The sequence below is a fragment of the Amycolatopsis sp. FBCC-B4732 genome, assembly GCF_023008405.1.
In the GTDB taxonomy this organism is placed as follows: domain Bacteria; phylum Actinomycetota; class Actinomycetes; order Mycobacteriales; family Pseudonocardiaceae; genus Amycolatopsis; species Amycolatopsis pretoriensis_A.
This window is the reverse complement of record NZ_CP095376.1, coordinates 2,069,086-2,084,937: the sequence shown is the minus strand read 5'-3', so window position 1 is coordinate 2,084,937 and position 15,852 is coordinate 2,069,086. Positions and strand designations below refer to the sequence as shown.

The following is a 15,852-nucleotide window of genomic DNA, read 5'->3' as shown; positions in this document are numbered from 1 at the left end:
ATTCGACCGCCAAGACCCGCTCCGCACATCGTGCCGGACGAGTGTTGGCGGTCAATCCGTTTCCGGCCGGGTGGTCATGCTGCGCACACCCGAACTGAAGACGGCGAGCAGGGGCACCGCGAGAAGAGCGCCGATGACGCCTGCGGCGACGAGGCCGATGGTCAGGGCGAGGACGACCGCCAGCGGATGCAGCCGGACGGCCCGCCCGAGCAGCAGCGGCTGCAGGACGTGGCTTTCGATCTGCATGACGCCGACGACGACGGCGAGCACGATGATCGCCGACAAGGCACCCTTGGTCACGAGGGCCACGAGGACGGCGACCGCGCCCGCGATCACCGAGCCGATGACCGGGACGAACGCGCCGAGGAAGACGAGCGCGCTCAACGGAGCCGCCAGCGGGACCCCGATGATCACCAGCCCGAGGCCGATGCCGGCGGCGTCGACGAACGCGACGGCGGCGGTGCCGCGGATGTAGTGCGCCAGGGTGGTGAACCCGCTGCGCCCGGCCACGTCCACGCGATCACGGAGCCGTGCCGGCACGGCCCGCAGCACGAACATCCAGATCGTGCGGCCCTGGGCGAGGAAGAAGATCAGGCAGAACACCGCCAGTACGAACTCGGCGAGCAGTTCCCCCACGGTCACCGCCGTGGTGAGCGCCCCGGAGGCGATGACCGATTTGTTCCGGCCGAGCATGGACGTCAGGTTGCCGAGCATTTCGTCGAGCTGGCCCTGGCTCAGGTGCAGCGGCCCGGTGCGCAGCCAGGTGTGCAGGTCCGTCACGCTCGCGGTGACCTGGTCGATCAGCCCGGGCATGCCCGCGGTGACCGTGATGACCACGAACGTGACCACGCCGCCGGCCAGCGCGATGCCCACGACGAGCACGATCGCGGTGGCGAGCCCGCGTGGGACCTTCTTGCGAGTCAGCCAGGAAACCGCGGGCGAGAACAGACCGGCCAGCAACAGGGCCACCGCGACGGGGACCACCACGGAGGCCAGTTTGACGACCAGGAAGCCCACGACGGTCAGCGCACCCGCGACGACCAGCGCGCGCCACGAGACGGCGGCCGCGACCCGGAGTCCGCGGGGAACCGAGGACAGGACCTCCTCGGAGTGCTCCCTCTCCCCGCCCACCGGCTGATCGGCTGTCATGCGCGTCGGCCTTTCCGTGCTGTCGCTGTTCGTCCCGGCGAGAACGTGGCCTGCTCCAGCTTGCCCGGATTGCCACGTCGCCGCCGCGCGGGGATTCCCGGCCGAGGTTACGGCTAACCGGCTCTCGACCGGCGCCGGTCTTCGTGCTCGATGGCGACCGCCGGCTCGGGGTCGACCGCGCGCAGGAACTCCGTCCACCACCCGATGTCCGGCCAGAACAGGTGGCTCGCGTCCAGCTCCGCGCCCAGCGCGCGGGCACCGGTCCGCTCCCCCGGCCGGCACGGCGTCGGGCGTCGTCCGTCTCGGCCACCACCCAGGTGGTCACCACCATCGCGGTCGTGTCGCAGCCTGTCGCTGAATCATCCGTCCACAGTGGAACGGGGCGCTGAAGCGGCAGGGATGCCTGCGAACCGGCTGGTGTGGGTGGCCACTCGCCGGCCGAGGTGGTGTGCGGTGGACAGGTCGGCGCCGTGGACGGCTTCGGGGCCTCGGTCGTTCCAGGTCTGCGCGCCGGCGCCGAGGTAGAACCCGAGCCGGTTGTGGTCGTGTTCGCTGGCGGCGGTGGTGTTCCAGCCGGGCAGCAGGCCGAGGCTGATCCAGTGCATTCCGTGCTGGGCGGCGAGCATCGAGAAGTACTGCAGGGTGTGCAGCTTGTCGCCGCTCATGGAGCCGGAGTTGGTGAATCCGGCGGCGATCTTGTCTTGCCAGGCGCGGGTCATCCATCGGCGGGAGGTGGCTTCGGCGAAGGCGTGGAAGGCGCCGGAGGCGCTGCCCATGTAGGTCGGGCTGCCGAAGACGATCGCGTCGCACCGGTCGAGGGTGTGCCAATCGTCGTCGGTGATGGCGGCGACGTCGACCATTTCGACGGCCGTATCGCGCACGGCGGCGGCGCCCCCGGCGACGGCGTTCGCGAGTTCACGGGTGTGGCCGTAGCCGGAGGTGTAGGCGATGCCGACGGTGACGTGGGACATGGTCGTTCCGTTCTCGATCGGATGCGGTGACACTGTCAACGCTAGATGCGTGACACTGTCAGTGTCAACGTCATCGAAATCCTGTTAACATCGGCACATGCGCACCGATCCCGACCTGCCCGAGACGGGCGCGGAACGACGCGACCAGCAGCGGGCGATCCTGAAGGCGGCCGCCGAGCTGCTGACCGAGCACGGCCCGGCCGGCATCTCGACGCGGGCCGTCGCGACCGCCGCCGGGGTGCAGACTCCGGCGCTCTACCGCTTTTTCGGCGACAAGGACGGGCTGCTCGACGCCCTCGTCAGCTACGGGTTCGAGAGCTACCTGGCCGAAAAGCGCGCACTGGAACCGAGCGAGGACGCGATCGAAGACCTCCGGGGCGGCTGGAACATCCACGTCGAGTTCGGGCTGCGCAACCCCGCGTTCTACGCCCTGATGTACGGCAACCTCCGCCCCGGCCACCGGCCGGCCGCCGCCCGCGAGAACCGCGAGATCCTGCGCCGGATGCTCGAGCGGGCCCGCGAGCAGGGGCGGCTGCGCGTTCCGGTCGAGACGGCCGCCCGGGCCATCGAGGCGTCGACGACCGGCGCCGTGCTGCTGTTGCTGGCACAGCCCGAGGGCGAGCGCGACCCGGCCCCGCTCACCGGGCTGCGGGACACCGTCATCGACTCGATCGTCAGCGACGAGCCCGCGGCCGACGCCCAAGCCGGGATCGCCGGCCGGGCCTTGGCGCTGCTGGCCGCCGTCGGGGACGGCCAGGACAGCGACCCGCTCGTGGCCGCCGGATTCCGGGCCACCGAAGCGGCCCTGTTCCGGGAGTGGCTGGGCATCCTGGGCCGATGACGACCGGATGACCCCGATGGCACGGTGGTGTCGTCGGTGCAAGCCGGGGCCAGCCGACGGCATGGTCGGCGAAGCCCTCGAAGCTCCGTGACCGCTCAGCCGTCACCGCTGCTCTTGGCCGCTCGCGCCGGCTGTAGGTGGCCCGGCGCACCCGTTCCTCGTCTTCGACGCTCGAGCCCACCGAAGTGGCCAGCCACACCACCTTCAGGTACGTGGCCGGCCCGGCCGGGTGGCCGAGCACCTCTCCGAAGTAGGTGCCTTCGATCAGCACGATCGACGGGGTAAGGGCCGTCGAAGCGTTGTACAGCAGCGCTTTCCGGCGCTCCAAGTGTCCCGATGGCGAGTCCCAGAGGTGGTTGTGCACCATCAGCCAGCCCGCCATGACCACGATCGCCAGGAGCGTGATCCCGGCCGGCCGCAGGGCGGGCAGGGCTTCGGCGAGCCGCCAGAACGAGGTGGTGATGATGCCGTACGCGGCGGGTCGCCGCCGCGGCCGCGGTGGCCCCGGCGAGGTTGGGCACCAGCCACCAGGGCCGGTTGTCCCGGATCATCCCGGCCAGCAGCCGCAGGCGTCCGCGCACACCCACCAGGGCCACGTGCTCGTCGGCGCCACGAGCTCCCGCAGCCGGTCGAGCATCCGCCGCGGCGGGTCGGGCGCCTTCGCCGAGCGGTGCGCCACCAGGTGCCGGACCAGGTGGACGATCAGCCGGCGCACCCGGTGGCGCAGGCGCAGGGCGCCCAGCGCCGTGGTCGGCATTGTAGTCCGACGCGATCGGGACCGTGCCGGCCCGCCGCGGCAGGTCGGTGATCAGCACGAGCAGGTCCCCGCCGCGCTCGGCCCGGCGCTCCTCCGCCAAGGCCGACATCGGGATGTCCCCGTTGTCATTCAACGGAAGGAACTGCGTTTCGTGCTCGACGCGCCAGGACGTCTCCTCGCCGAGGTCGCGGGCCAGGCGGGCGGGCAGCTCGTCCGCGATTGTCCCGGCGAGCTGCCGGGGCAACCCATCGTCGGTCAGCAGGCCCACCACCAGGGCCTCCGGCGCTCGCTGGGCAGTCATGACCAAGCATTTCCGGCGATCTTCGACGGTCCGGTTCGGGTTTCCCGCTGTGCCCGCCGCCAGACAGCCGGACGACCGGATGGCCCGCGAAGGTCTGCTGCGGCCGGGAACCGCCAAGCGCTCCTTGTGCGCGTCGGCCTGGCTGCGGACTTCTTCGGTGCCTCACCCGGGGCCGCTCCCCCACAGGCGCCACGTCTGGTTCAGCGGACTGCCCTGGGTGACCGCCCGGCACGTCCACTGGATGAGCTGGGCGCGCGCGGCGGTGGATGCCTGGTTGACGTCGACGCACTTGCCGCTGTGCCGGGCGGCAAGCTGGTAGTCGTGGGAGTCGTTGCCGCCGTAGGTCACCTTCCGCAAGGTGAACTGCTGGTTCGCCGCGCCGGGACTGCAGGTTCCCTGCTGGACCGCCGCACCGTCGGCGGTCGAAGCGCCGGCCACCTCGAGGCACTTGCCCGACTGCTGGTTGACGACGGTGAACGCGCCGGAGACCGGGCGGAAGTTCCACAGCTGCTGGTCGCCGCCCTCGCACGGGAACTGCTGCTGCCGGTTGCCGTCGGCGGTGCTCAGGCCGGTGTTGTCCAAGCACTGCTGGGAATGCTGGGCGACGGCGACGGACGGGAACCCGCCGTCCGACGGCGGAAGCAGCGTGAGGGTGAACGTGTCGTCGGCGTTGGTGTGCGGGACGTTGACCGTCACGGCGTTGCCCGACAGGGTCAGCACCGAGTTCTGGACGGTGACCGGGCCGGCGACCGCGCCGCCGCCGTTGTAGGGGATCCGCTGGACGAGCACCCGGACCTGGTTGTTCTGGACGATTCCCGTGGTGGCGTCCAGGCGCCGCAGGGCGACCGCGACGTTGCCGGTCGTGCCACCGCCGCCGAGGAGCACCTTCGCCGTCCCGCTCGTCGCCGTGGCGAACGCGTCGTACGAACCGCTGGGCGTGGTGGCGGCGATCCGGCCGGTCTGCGAGCCGTAGAACCGGTAGACCCACCACTCCCCCTTGGGCTGGTGCTGCCCGGCGGAATCGTGGACGAGCAGGTTGCCGAGGTCGTTGTGGAGGTTTCCCCCGCTGGCCCAGTTGGCGCGGAGCCCGTCGGCGCCGGCCCGTTCGAGCCGGGTGATGTACCACGAGCCGTCGCCGGGGTTCTGCTCGTTCGACGCGCCGTACTCGTTGATCTGGTACGGCCGCGGGTGCGGGATGCCGCGGGCGTCGAGGGAAGCGTTGGCGGCGGCGACGTTCGCCACCGGATCGCCCGGCAGGGAGTGCCAGCTCACGATGTCCGGGACGACGTTCGCGGAACGGACGAAGTCCAGGTACTGCGTCCACCAGCCGGCCGAGGTCGACGGGACGCCGGCGAGGCTCGGGCCGATGATGGGCTGCGCCGGGAACGCCGCGCGGATCCGCTGGTACGCGCGCTGCCACAGCGCGAAGTACTGGCTCTGCGGGCGGTTCCAGAAGAGCGAGATGTTGGGCTCGTTCCAGAGGTCCCACTCCACGGGGGCGCCGGTGGCCCGCACGTCGCCGATCAGGCGGGTGAGGAAGTTGTCGTAGTCGGTCCAGTCGCCGTTGTCGCCCGGGAAGCGGGAGATCGGGTAGCCGTCCGCACCCCACAGGTCGTGCACCAGCAGGACGAACCGGCCGCCCAGCGCGCGGGTGCGCAGCAGCTGAGCCCGGGTGGCGTTCCAGCGGCGGTCGTAGCGGCCCGAGACCCAGCCGCCCGGACTGTCCAGTTGCGCGCCGCCGGCGCGCATGGCCTGGAACTTCACGTCCCGGTAGAAGTGGTCGGCCGGGGCCGAGGCGTTCTCGGTCATGCCGTAGATCCAGCCGGACGCCCGGTAGGCCGGCGTACCACCCCCGGCGGAGAAGTCGACGGCGATCGACTCGTCGGCGGCCCGGGCCGGCTCGGCGAGAGCCACGGCGGACGCGCCGGTGAGGGCGGCGGTGAGGAGGAAGGCGGCGAAGCCACGGCGGGCGCGCTCGCGCGAAAAGATCACGTGCGACTCCTTTGGGCACGGACAGCGAGGGATGCGGCAACATCGAACCGGTTCGACCAAGGAGTGAAGCTACGCCGTCAGGAATTCGCCAACAAGCGGCCAAATGGCGTCGAACCGATTCCGCCGAGGCTTACGACGCCCGGCGGCGGGCGCCGGTGCTGGACCGCAGGGCCACCGCCGGCCGCAACAGGGCGTGCCGCGGCTCGGCCGCCCGGTCGCCGATCTGCTCCAGCAGCAGGTCCACCGCCAGGCGAGCCATCTCCCCCGCGGGCACGTCCGCCGCGGTCAGCGGCGGGTGGAAGTCCTCGGCCAGCCGGTCGGCGAGCACTCCGGTGAGCGAGAAATCCCGCGGGACGTCCAGGCCGGCCCGGTCGAGGGCCCGCTGCACCCCGGGCAAGGCGGCTTCGTTGATCGTCACCGCGGCGGTGACCTCGGGCCACCGGGCCCGGATCCCCTCGAAGCACTCCAGCCCGGCGGCCGGTTCATCGGCGCAGCACACGGTGTGCCCCGTGATCCCGCACTCGGCGGTCGCGCCGAGGAACCCGGCCGTGGCGCGCACCGCCGGGCCGTAGCCCGCGGCGACCAGGTGTTCGGAGCGGTTGATCAGCACGACGTCGTCGTGGCCGAGGTCCGCGAGGTGGCGCACGCACCGCCCGATCAGCGTCGCGTAGTCGACGTCGACCCACCACGACGCGCCGGGGTGCTCGACGTGCCCGATCGCCACGAACGGCAGCCCGGCGCCGGCCAGCCGGTCGACCCGGGCGTCCTCGAGCAGGATCTCCATGAGGATCACGCCGTCGACCCGGCGCCCGGTCACGATGCGCTCGAACGAGCGGTCGTGGTCGCCGCCGCTGGGCGAGAGCAGCACGTCGTGGTCGTGCGCCGCCGCGGCCTCCACGACGCTGGCCACGAACCCCAGCTGCGCGTCGGTGAGGCGCGCGCTCGCCGGGGGGATCACCAACCCGATTGTCCGGGTCTTCCCTTCGGCCAGAGCTCGCGCGCTGGCGTTGGGCCGGTAGCCCAGCTCGGCGATGACGTCGTTGATCCGCCGCACCGTCCGCGCCGACACCGGCCGCTTGCCGCTCAGCGCGTAGGACACCGTGCTGCGGGAGACCCCGGCCCGCTTGGCGATCTCGCCGATGTTCATGTGCGCTTCCCCTCCCCGGATCCGTCGGCGGCAACCGGTTCGACCATCTTGCCACCTGGAAACGCGCACCCTTGCGCACGGGCGGCACCTCGGTCTACGTTGACCCGGCTCCCATCATCGAACCGGTTCGATGACTGTCGTCGCCGTAGCCGCCAGGAGGACCCATGCCGTACCCCCCGCGCACCCGTCCGATCCCGGCCGCGCTGACGGCGGTCGCCCTCGCCGCGACGATGGTGGCCTGCTCGTCGTCCCCGGACACCGGCGGCAGCGCCGGCACCACCGGCACGTTCTCGATCTGGGACCCGTACCCGCAGTTCACGGCCGACTCCGCGTGGGCGAAAGTGATCGACGAGTGCGCGGCCGGGGCCGGGGTCAAGATCCAGCGCCAGGCCTACGACACGACCGACCTGACCAGCAAGGTGCTGCTCGCCGCCCAGCAGCGCACCGCGCCGAGCGTGCTCGTGCTGGACAACCCGGTCGTGTCCACGATGGTCGAAGCGGGCGTGCTCAAGGCGAACGACGAAGTCGGGCTGGACGCCTCGCCTGCCGAACCGAACCTGGTGGCCGCCGGCACCGTGCAGAACCGCACCTACGGCGTGCCGCTGGGGGCCAACACCCTCGCGCTCTACTACAACAAGGACGTCCTGGCCGCCGCGGGCGTCGACCCCGCCTCCGTCACGGACTGGGCGTCGCTCGAAACGGCGCTGGGCAAGGTGAAGGCGGCCGGGAAGAAGGGCATCACGTTCTCCGCGATCGGCACCGAGGAGGGCAGCTTCCAGTTCCTGCCGTGGTTCTGGGGCTCGGGTGCGGCACTGACCGACCTGTCCGCTCCCCCGGCCGTCGCGGCGCTGACCCAGTGGAAGTCCTGGCTCGACCGCGGCTACGCCCCCAACTCGGTCATCGACAACACCCAGACGACCAGCTGGCAGGAGTTCGCCACCGGGCAGTACGCCTTCGCCGAGAACGGCACCTGGCAGCTGGAGAACGCGAAGAAGGCCGGCTTCCCGTACGGCGTCCTCCCGATCCCGGGCCGCAGCGGCGGCACCGCGCCCGCGCCGACCGGCGGGGAGTTCGTCACCGTCCCCGCCCAGGACAACCCGGACACCGAGCGCACGGCAGGCCGGATCGCGACCTGCCTCACCTCCCCGGACAAGGTGCTGACCTCGGACACGGCGCTCACCTACGTCTCGGCGGTGCCGTCGGTCCAGCAGAAGCAGGTCACCCAGAAGCCGGAGCTCGCGGTGTGGGTCGACGCGGTGAAGAACGCCAAGGGCCGGACCGGCGACAACCTCGGCACGCGGTACCCGCGCATCTCGCAGCCGCTGTGGAACGCCGTCCAGGCCGCTCTGACCGGCTCGAAGACGCCGGACGCCGCGCTCAAGGACGCCCAAGCCGCGGCCGCGGCGGCGAAGTAGCCCCGCACGTGCGACTCGACAAGAAGCGGCTCGCCGGCTGGGCGTTCCTCGTTCCACTGGTGGCCTACCTGCTCGCCTGCTACGGCTACCCGCTCTACACGACCGTCGACCTGAGCCTGCGGAACTACACCGTCCGGACCTTCGTCCACGGCGGGGCACCCTTCACCGGGCTCACCAACTACGCCACCGTGGTCGGCGACCCGCAGTTCACGACCGCATTGGTCAACACCCTCGTCTTCACGGCCGCGTCCCTGGTCTTCCAGTACGCGATCGGCCTGGCGACGGCGGTGTTCTTCACCCGCCGCTTCCGGTTGTCGGCGACGCTGCGGGCGCTGTTCCTGGTGCCGTGGCTGCTGCCGCTGATCGTGTCGGGGTCGACGTGGGCCTGGCTGCTCAACAGCGAGTCGGGGCTGGTCAACGCGGTGCTCCAGGGGCTCGGGATCGCCCGGGTCGACTGGCTGACCTCGCCGTCGTGGTCGCTGGTGTCGGTCATCCTGGCCAACATCTGGATCGGCATCCCGTTCAACCTCGTGGTGCTCCACAGTGGACTGCGCAACATCCCCGCAGAGGTCTACGAAGCGTCCGCTTTGGACGGTGCGACCGGCTGGCAGACGTTCCGCCACATCACGTTTCCCGTCCTGCGGCCGGTATCGGCGATCACGCTGCTGCTCGGCCTGGTCTACACGCTGAAGGTGTTCGACATCATCTGGATCATGACCAGGGGTGGTCCCAGCGGCTCGTCCAGCACCCTCGCCACCTGGTCCTACGAACTGGGGTTCGGCTCCATGCTGCCGAAGTTCGGGCCCGGCGCGGCGGTCGGCAACGTGCTCATCCTGCTCGCTTTCGCGGCCGGGCTGGTCTACATCCGCCTGCAACGCCACCAGGAAAACGGGTGAAGCGCCCGGCGTGGCTGACCGCGATCGGCGTCCTGCTCACCGCGGTGATGCTCTTCCCGGTCTACTGGATGATCGCCGTCTCGCTCACCCCGGCCGGCGAGCTGCGGAAGTCACCGCCGGACCTGTTCCCGGCCTCGCCCACCTTCGCGGGCTACGAGCGCGTCCTGCGGGAACAGCTGCCCTACTTCGGGACCAGCCTGCTCGTCGCGCTGGGCACCGTCGCACTCACCCTGGTCATCGCGGCCCCCGCGGCGTACGCGCTGGCGAAACTCCGCCCGCCGGGCCGGCGTGTGCTCGGATTCGTGCTGCTGGTGGCGCAGATGATCCCGGGCATCATCATGGCCCTGGGCTTCTACGGCGTTTACGTCAAGATCGGCCTCACCAACACAGTGGGTGGCCTGATCGTCGCCGACTCCACCGTCGCGGTGCCGTTCGCCGTGCTGATCCTCACCTCCTTCATGGCCTCGGTGCCCGACGAACTGCTGCAGGCGGCGCGCATCGACGGCGCCGGGGCGTGGCGGACGTTCGTGTCGATCGTGCTCCCGGCCAGCCGCAACGGCGTCGTCACCGCGGCCCTGTTCTCGTTCCTGTGGGCCTGGTCGGACTTCGTGTTCGCCGCCACCCTCGACGCCGGGGGCCGGCTGCGCCCGCTCACCCTGGGCATCTACCACTACATCGGCAACAACAACCAGGAGTGGAACGCGATCATGGCGACCGCCGTGGTCGCGTCGGTTCCCGCCACCGTGCTGCTCGTGCTCGCCCAGCGCTACGTCGCGGCCGGTGTCACCGCCGGCGCCGTCAAGGACTGAAGGGACTCACCTTGTGACCGCCGAGTTCTCCGTCGGGGAGATCCCGTTCAGCCGTGCCGGCGCCTGGTTCGGCCTGTCCCCGGTGCTCAGCGCGACGCGGCGCGCCGACGACGTGCACGTGGTGTCCCACCGGCACGGCCTGCACCCCGTGCTGGCCCTCGTGCCCGAGCGGGACGGCCACCGCGCCGCCACCGACGTCTCGGCCGATCCCGCCGTGCTCACGTGGCGCTCGTCCGGCGGCCGGATCACCGCGGCCTTCCCGGACGCCGGCAGCCTCCGGATCGCCGGCACCGGCCTGGGCATGAGCATCATCGCCGCGGAGCCGGCCCTCACGCCCTTCACCGGCCCGTATTTCTTCGCCGATCCGTCCGGGGCCGCCGTGTTCACCTTCTACGAGACGGGGAACCGCCTCCGGCTGACGCTCCTTTCCGGCCACTGGACGCACGTCGGCGAGCAGGAGCTCGGCACGGCCCGGCGCGGCGTCACGGTGGGTGCCGACGGCGGCCCGTGGGAGGTCGCGCTGGAGGAGATCAGCACCGGCGCGACGCCCTACGTGTCCACAGAGGACTTCCCGCGCGCCGCCGCCGCGGCGCGCGGCGACTTCACCGGCTTCGCCGACGCCGTCGCCCCGTGGCGGGACCACTCGACCCCCGCGGCCGAGCTCGCCTGCTACGTGCTGTGGTCCGCCACGGTCGCGCCCGCCGGGTTCCTCGCCCGCCCGGCCGTGCTGATGTCCAAGCACTGGATGAACAAAGTGTGGAGCTGGGACCACTGCTTCACCGCGCTGGCACTGGCCCCCGGCGCGCCGGAGCTGGCGTGGAACCAGTACCAGCTGCCCTTCGACCACCAGGACGGCCTGGGCGCCCTGCCGGACTCGGTCACCCACGCGGAGGTGCTCCGGAACTTCGTCAAACCGCCGATCCACGGCTGGGCGCTGGCTCACCTGCGCGGCCGGCTACCGGGCGGGCTTCCCGATCCCGAGCTGGCCTACCGGCAGCTCGCGGCGTGGACGTCGTTCTGGCTCGACCACCGCCGCGCCCCCGGGCAGCGGCTGCCGTACTACGAACACGGCAACGACAGCGGCTGGGACAACGCCACGGTGTTCGCCGGCGAACGCCTCGTCGTCACCGCCGACCTCGCGGCCTTCCTCGTCCTGCAGCTGAAGGAACTCGCCGCGCTGGCCCGCGTCGTCGGAGACACCACCACGGACTGGGCGCGACGCGCCGACACCCTGCTGGCGGCGCTGCTCGCCGAGCTCTGGGACGGCTCGTTCTTCGGCAGCCGCACCGTGCGCACCGGGACGTCCCAGCGCGGTTCGAGCCTGCTCGACCTCATGCCGATCGTGCTCGGCGAGCACCTGCCCCGCGACGTCTTCGAGCGGCTGTGCGTCCGCGTGGCCGAGCACCTCACCCCGGTCGGGCTCGCCACGGAGCTGCCGTCCTCGCCGCACTACGAACCCGACGGCTACTGGCGCGGCCCGGTCTGGGCCCCGGTCACGGTCCTCGTCGAAGACGGCCTCCGCCGCGGGGGCGCCACCGACCTCGCCGACGAAGTGAGCAGCCGGTTCCGGCGGACCTGCGAGCAACACGGCTTCGCGGAGAACTTCGACGCGCTCACCGGAGCGGGCCTGCGCGACCACGCCTACACCTGGACCGCCGGCGCGTACCTCCTGCTGAGCGAAGCAGCCCAGCATCGGCGCGGCGCGCGGGAAGCCGCGCACCGACCCGCCGCCTCGCCCCCGAAGCGGTCCTGATCGCCGCTCTTCGCCACCGGTCGTGGTGGGCCCGCGGAGGTGGGATCCGCCAGGATCTCCGCCGGCACCGAGCCACCCACCGCAACGTGTCCGGGGAGGGTCCGAGGTGATCTCGGCCCCTCCCCGGACAGTCCGGTACGAGGATCAGATCTTGCCAGCGGCCACGTCGGCGAGGGTTACGCGGGAGGACTTGTAGTTCACCACGTAGCGCTCGGACGATTCCGCCGAGGTGATCTCCTCACGGATCGGCAAGCCGTTGTCGGCGTTGATGATGAGGACGTCCGCGCTGCCGGCCAGGATGGCGGGGGGCGCGGTGAGGGTCAGCGCGGCCTGGCCGTCGACGCTGGTCTTGCCGACGATCATGTCCGGGATGGTCGCGTACAGCTTCAGCACGCCCGCGCGGACCTCCGCGTCGGCGGCGTTGGCGAACAGCGCGTGTTCGGCGTTGCTCCACAGGTGGTTGTCGATGAGGTTTTCCAGGTCCTTGCCCGTCGGACGCGGCCGGGGGGCGGGAACCGGCTTGCCCATCTTGCGGAACATGTCCGCGGTCTCCGCTTGGGCGGCCGCCCAGGCCTTGTCGGCCTCGGCGGGACTCAAGCCGACGCCCAGCGCATTGTTGGACGCGGTGATCATCGCGATCCTGGCCTGGTCGACGTCGCCGTTCGCGGCGAGACGGGCCGCCGCCATCACCTTCCCGTCGTACGGCGTCGCAGGCTCGGCGTGCCCCTTGGCGACGGCGTCCACCAGGGTCTTCGCCGAGTCGCCCGTGAACTGCTGGCCCTTGTCGGTGTAGAGGGTGTAGTAGAGGTCCGGTTTGTCGTCCAGTCCGAACTTCGTGTTGATGATCAGCGACGCGTCTCCTGGCTGCGTGCCGGCCGCCTGGACCGCGGAGGCCAGCTTCACCAGCGGCGCCTCGACCGCCAAAGGGGCCTCGGCCGCCTGCGGGGCGGCGCCGGACGGGCCGGCCGGGACGCTGCCGCCCGACGTCCCCATCACCACGGCCGCCGCGACGGCTGCCGCGCCCACGGCGGCGACGCCGACCTTGGGCCAGGAGAACCAGCGCTTCGGTCGCACGACCGTGGCCACCGGTTCCGCCATCGCCGTCTGCAGTGCCGTACGGGCACGGTCATAGGCCTCGGGACCGGGGGACGGCACGTCACGCAGCTTCTTCATGAGATCCATTTCGTCCATGAGTTGTCTTTCACGTTGTCGGGACTTGAAGCAGCGCGACCACTTCGGGGGCTTCACGCAACGCCTTGCGCGCCTGGTGCAACAGGCGGCGGGCCGTGCCGGCCGGGATGTCGAGCACCCGCCCGGCCTCGGCGACGGTCAGGTCTTCCCAGGCGACCAGGCCCAGCACTTCCCGCTCTTCCGGTTTGAGCCGAGCCAGTGCCCTGCTCAGCAGCGCCTGCGTGTCCACGCGGGCGTCCACCGCCGGCCAGGGATCCCAGTCACTCGCCACGCCGGCCAGGTCCGACGCCGGCTCCTCGGCCGGCGAGGACCGCCAGTGCCGGCGCAGCCTGTTCAGCGCGACGCCGTACAACCAGGGCCTGGCTTCGGGATACGAAAGGTCGTAGTTCGCGCGGGACTCGTAAGCCGCCACCCACACTTCAGCGAGCACGTCCTCGGCTGCCTGCCGCCCCACTCTGCGCGCCAGGTAGTTCCCGAGCGCGGTCTCGTGCCGGCTGATCACTTCCACGAAGGCATCGGTGTCTCCGCGCAGCGACCGGCCGATCAGTTCCGCGTCTGACGACATGAAGCTCCCCGGGTTTCGCTTCGCCCTGACACCCCGTCTTTGCCAACGCCCGCCCAAAGCGTTCAGGCTAGGTCACCCCATGACGAACATCGCTGGTCAGGCGACGTGTGCGAGGAGCGTGCGTCTCGGTGAGCTGCTCTCAGGGCAGGGGTCCCCTCGAGCAACGCCGCTCATGAGAGTGGGCCGGCTCTGGCAGTGAGGGGTCAGGGGGCCGGCGTGGCCTGTCACGGTCAAGGCGACCTCACCCTGTACGTGGCCACGACGCCGATCACGCTGTCGTGTGCACACGACCTGCCGCCGGAAATCAGCAACGCCAACGCTCTCACCGTCGTCATCGACGATCCCGCACCGCAGCCGGCGGCCTGGGGCGCCGCGGTGTTCGGCGGCCTGTCACCGTCCCGGTGATCATCGATCCGCCTGATCTCCAGCGCACTGCTCGAACGCCCGACCAGCCCTGGCTGGACGGGAATAGCTGCCGGTCCTGACCGGTTGAACGAGTTGGTCGATGCGTCGCGTGTCCCCCGGGCTCAACCCGTTTGCCCTCGCGGATTTCCGTTCGGCTGGAGCCGCGTCGCGCCACTTGCCGAGAGGCGAACCGGACGCATCGGCCGCGTGCACGCGATGGCCCGTCCGCCAGGCTCCGGTGGACGGGCCATCCTCGTGTCCGGGTCAGCGCCGCGAGCGTTCTCCTCCGCGGAGTTGCACCGTCGGCGGCAGTCAGCTCGTCGAGCACGCGGCCGACCGCTGCGGCGCCAGTGCTCACGTGCCCGTCCTGTCCCGCTTGGCGTGTTTCGCCCGGAATTCGTTCCCCCTCACCGCCCGGATCGGTGGTACCGCACCAGATTCCCGGATCGTCTTCCGATTGGCCGGTCGCTCGGCGGGTATTCGACGACCGCACGCGAGGGGTTCGCGGCGGTGAGCCGGCAGGTGGCCGAGCTCGGTGACGAAGCGGAGGTCAGTGGGTGTCGTCCTTGCCGCTGGCGGTGCTGGTGCTGATCTTCGCGGCGGCGGCCGCGGCGATCTGGGTCGCCGGCATCCGGCTGTCCGACCAGACCGACGTGCTGGCCACCCGGCTGCACCTCGGCTCCGCGCTCGGCGGTCTCGTCCTGCTCGCCGTGGCGACGAACCTGCCGGAGATCGCGATCGTCGTCTCCGCCTCCGCGGCGGGCAACGTCGGAGTCGCGGTCGGGAACATCCTCGGCGGCATCGCCATCCAGACCGTCGTACTGGTGGTGCTGGACGGGTTCGGCGTCCGCGGCGACCGGCCGCTGACCTACCGGGCCGCGTCGCTCGTGCTGGTGCTCGAAGCCGCGCTGGTCGTCGCCGTGCTCGCCGTCGTCATCGCCGGCACCCAGCTGCCCGCCACCCTCATCGTGTGGCGGCTGACACCCGCGCCGGTCCTGATCACCGTGCTGTGGGTGACCGGGTTGCTGCTGTTGCGGCGGGCCGGCCGGTCACTGCCGTGGCACGAAGCCGGCGACGCACCCGACGGGCAGGACCGTCCCCGCGGCCACCGCCGTCACCACGTCGAACAGGAGGCGACCCGGAAGGGCACCAGCACGGCCAAGTCCGCCGCGGTGTTCGGCGCGGCCGCGGTGATCACGCTGGTCGCCGGGGTGTTCCTCGAACGCGGCGGCGACGCCATCGCCGACCACATCGGACTGTCCGGGGTGCTGTTCGGGGCGACCGTCCTGGCCGCCGCCACGTCGCTGCCGGAGGTCTCCACCGGGCTGACCTCGGTCCGCAACGGCGACTACCAGCTCGCGGTGAGCGACATCTTCGGCGGCAACGCCTTCCTGCCGGTGCTGTTCCTGGTCGGCACCCTGGTCTCCGGCCAAGCCAGGCCATCCTCCCGCGCGCCGCCGCCACCGACATCTACCTCACCGCGCTGGCCGGGCTCCTCACCCTCGTCTACGCTGCCGGGCTGCTGTTCCGCCCCAGCCGCCGCATCGCGGGCGTCGGCGTCGACTCCCTCGTCGTCGTGCTGCTCTACATGGCGGGCCTCGGCGGCTTGATCGCCATCGCAACGTCCTGAGCAGCCGGCAGCAACCTCGGAACGACTCAG

14 protein-coding genes are annotated in these 15,852 nt (G+C 71.3%); 7 read left to right on the top strand and 7 right to left on the bottom strand.

The genetic code is table 11. From position 1 onward, the window contains the following. Window positions 1–51 precede the first annotated feature (51 nt). Both MUY14_RS08940 and MUY14_RS08935 read right to left on the bottom strand, forming a co-directional pair. The gene (locus tag MUY14_RS08940; RefSeq protein WP_247022389.1) at window positions 52–1,149 is read right to left on the bottom strand and encodes an AI-2E family transporter; all 1,098 of its coding nucleotides are present in this window, start codon (window positions 1,147–1,149) and stop codon (window positions 52–54) included. Between the two features lie 359 nt (window positions 1,150–1,508). Beyond that, on the bottom strand, window positions 1,509–2,120 hold the full coding sequence (locus MUY14_RS08935) for a flavodoxin family protein (protein ID WP_247022388.1): 612 nt from the start codon (window positions 2,118–2,120) through the stop codon (window positions 1,509–1,511). A 97-nt stretch (window positions 2,121–2,217) separates the two neighbouring features. On the opposite strand from MUY14_RS08935, the gene MUY14_RS08930 reads away from it, so the two are divergent. After that, on the top strand, window positions 2,218–2,961 hold the full coding sequence (locus MUY14_RS08930; protein WP_247022387.1) for a TetR/AcrR family transcriptional regulator: 744 nt from the start codon (window positions 2,218–2,220) through the stop codon (window positions 2,959–2,961). 547 nt (window positions 2,962–3,508) lie between these two features. On the opposite strand, the gene MUY14_RS08925 is transcribed toward MUY14_RS08930, so the two are convergent. The 3 genes from MUY14_RS08925 to MUY14_RS08915 all read right to left on the bottom strand — a co-directional run bounded on the left by MUY14_RS08925 (window position 3,509) and on the right by MUY14_RS08915 (window position 7,227). Beyond that, entirely contained in the window at window positions 3,509–3,718 is a 210-nt protein-coding gene (locus tag MUY14_RS08925; protein WP_247022386.1) for a hypothetical protein, read from the bottom strand. 463 nt (window positions 3,719–4,181) lie between these two features. Further along, window positions 4,182–6,011 carry an RICIN domain-containing protein gene (locus tag MUY14_RS08920; RefSeq protein WP_247022385.1) on the bottom strand — a complete coding sequence of 610 codons (1,830 nt, stop codon included), beginning with the start codon at window positions 6,009–6,011 and terminating at the stop codon, window positions 4,182–4,184. 130 nt (window positions 6,012–6,141) lie between these two features. Further along, window positions 6,142–7,227 carry a LacI family DNA-binding transcriptional regulator gene (locus tag MUY14_RS08915; protein ID WP_281506271.1) on the bottom strand — a complete coding sequence of 362 codons (1,086 nt, stop codon included), beginning with the start codon at window positions 7,225–7,227 and terminating at the stop codon, window positions 6,142–6,144. 95 nt (window positions 7,228–7,322) lie between these two features. On the opposite strand from MUY14_RS08915, the gene MUY14_RS08910 reads away from it, so the two are divergent. Genes MUY14_RS08910 through MUY14_RS08895 form a run of 4 tightly spaced genes read left to right on the top strand, consistent with a single transcriptional unit; the run spans window position 7,323 to window position 12,031 of the window. Further along, window positions 7,323–8,573 carry an extracellular solute-binding protein gene (locus MUY14_RS08910; RefSeq protein WP_247022383.1) on the top strand — a complete coding sequence of 417 codons (1,251 nt, stop codon included), beginning with the start codon at window positions 7,323–7,325 and terminating at the stop codon, window positions 8,571–8,573. 8 nt (window positions 8,574–8,581) lie between these two features. Further along, complete coding sequence (locus tag MUY14_RS08905) at window positions 8,582–9,469, top strand: carbohydrate ABC transporter permease (RefSeq protein ID WP_247022382.1); 888 nt, start codon at window positions 8,582–8,584, stop codon at window positions 9,467–9,469. Between the two features lie 47 nt (window positions 9,470–9,516). Continuing rightward, window positions 9,517–10,278: a carbohydrate ABC transporter permease gene (locus MUY14_RS08900; protein ID WP_247025088.1), complete on the top strand. Its 762-nt coding sequence runs from the start codon at window positions 9,517–9,519 to the stop codon at window positions 10,276–10,278. A gap of 13 nt (window positions 10,279–10,291) precedes the next feature. Beyond that, window positions 10,292–12,031, top strand: a complete 1,740-nt coding sequence (locus MUY14_RS08895; protein ID WP_247022381.1) for an amylo-alpha-1,6-glucosidase — start codon at window positions 10,292–10,294, stop codon at window positions 12,029–12,031. A gap of 144 nt (window positions 12,032–12,175) precedes the next feature. Here the strand turns inward: MUY14_RS08895 and MUY14_RS08890 are convergent, their stop codons facing one another. Together MUY14_RS08890 and MUY14_RS08885 are read right to left on the bottom strand one after the other, a co-directional pair. Then, window positions 12,176–13,222, bottom strand: coding sequence for a hypothetical protein (locus MUY14_RS08890; RefSeq protein WP_247022380.1), 1,047 nt, complete (start codon window positions 13,220–13,222; stop codon window positions 12,176–12,178). A 10-nt stretch (window positions 13,223–13,232) separates the two neighbouring features. Continuing rightward, entirely contained in the window at window positions 13,233–13,787 is a 555-nt protein-coding gene (locus tag MUY14_RS08885) for an RNA polymerase sigma factor (RefSeq protein ID WP_247022379.1), read from the bottom strand. A 216-nt stretch (window positions 13,788–14,003) separates the two neighbouring features. On the opposite strand from MUY14_RS08885, the gene MUY14_RS08880 reads away from it, so the two are divergent. Both MUY14_RS08880 and MUY14_RS08875 read left to right on the top strand, forming a co-directional pair. Then, complete coding sequence (locus MUY14_RS08880) at window positions 14,004–14,192, top strand: hypothetical protein (RefSeq protein WP_247022378.1); 189 nt, start codon at window positions 14,004–14,006, stop codon at window positions 14,190–14,192. A gap of 557 nt (window positions 14,193–14,749) precedes the next feature. Continuing rightward, window positions 14,750–15,802, top strand: a complete 1,053-nt coding sequence (locus tag MUY14_RS08875; protein WP_247022377.1) for a sodium:calcium antiporter — start codon at window positions 14,750–14,752, stop codon at window positions 15,800–15,802. The last annotated feature ends 50 nt before the right edge of the window (window positions 15,803–15,852 follow it).